Below are 1,224 nucleotides of genomic sequence, written 5' to 3' on the forward strand. Positions count from 1 at the left end.
TTGGCCCCCTTGCTGATGGTTGGTTGGCTTACGAAACCAACATAGCTGCTTATAAATTTGGCAGTTGGATAAACATCCCCATTTTGCCCGTTTGCATCGGCAGTGTCAATCTCAAGCGTGGTAGGGGAGCTGGAGAAAGTAAGTGCAGAGTGGCCAACAACAACCTTTTTGATAGTAAACAAAAAACTGCACAATGCAGTGGTGTCGGGAACAGACCCAGTAAGGCCATTGGGGTCGCCATAGGAGAACCTCAAGATGCCTTGCGCACTACTTAGCGTCCCAATATCGGTGGGTGCAAACCTGATAGCTGGGTTTGAGCCGGCAATAAACGAGGAATATTTCATGACAGCCGTGTCCCAACGGATAGAACCGCCAATGCTAAAAATATTCGAGAGGTTCTTGGCACGGATAGAAATATTCACGATAGAACCAGTTTTGCAAATATTGTCAACAGTATCTAGGTAAATGGTTTTTTGGCCAAAAATACTAGAGGGGATTACATTAATGCTTGCTAGTATCAGCAGGCTCATCAATAATTTTGTAACATTCTTTTTCATGTTTCTTTTTTATGGTTTTAATAAATGACAACCTATCCTTTAATCGCAGGTATTTATAAAATACATGCAAGGCACTAATGCCTTACATGTATTTATGCACTTTTTTTATTTCATCAATAAAATTTGTTTGGCTTTGCTGTCCATGCCCACAACTTTGAGGTAGTAAATGCCAGCCGCCAATTTATGCTGGCCTTGCAAATTCAACACCCTAGTGCTATTGCCGTTAGGGACAGATTCAAATTGCGACAGCAATACTTTCCCTTCCATATTTGTGAGTTCAAAACGTACTGGTTTAGCCGAGCTGGCTGAAATAGCTATTTTTACTTTCCCGTCAATTGTAGGGTTGGGTAACACATTCCAAGTTTCTGTGTAAGCAATAAGCTGGGCAGCTTCTGCTATGCTTCCACTTGATTTTTGGATACCAATTTTAGAATAGTTGCCATCAAAGGCCAATACAGGCGTTATATCGGAGTTCAAAGATAAATCCTCGTTTACTATATTACCTTTCTTTGTGAACACGATATCAAAAATAGCAGAGCTGTCTGGTAGTGACTGGGCAACAATATTAGAATCAACCCATAGGAAAGTAAGCTTGCCTTCGCTGCTATGGTTTGCACCATAGTCAACACCCAGCAGGTTATGCTCTATTGATTTGAATTCCAGCAAT

2 protein-coding genes are annotated in these 1,224 nt (G+C 41.2%); both read right to left on the reverse strand.

The window, feature by feature from the left end:
* The coding region (locus tag ACHFIY_RS19235; protein ID WP_410847755.1) for a cohesin domain-containing protein at positions 1–557 on the reverse strand (557 nt) is incomplete at its 3' end.
* A gap of 105 nt (positions 558–662) precedes the next feature.
* On the reverse strand, positions 663–1,224 hold a 562-nt coding region (locus tag ACHFIY_RS19240; RefSeq protein ID WP_410847756.1), incomplete at its 5' end, for a T9SS type A sorting domain-containing protein.

Origin of the sequence: Parasediminibacterium schistidii, from assembly GCF_046546515.1 — a bacterium.
Classification (GTDB): Bacteria; Bacteroidota; Bacteroidia; order Chitinophagales; family Chitinophagaceae; genus Parasediminibacterium.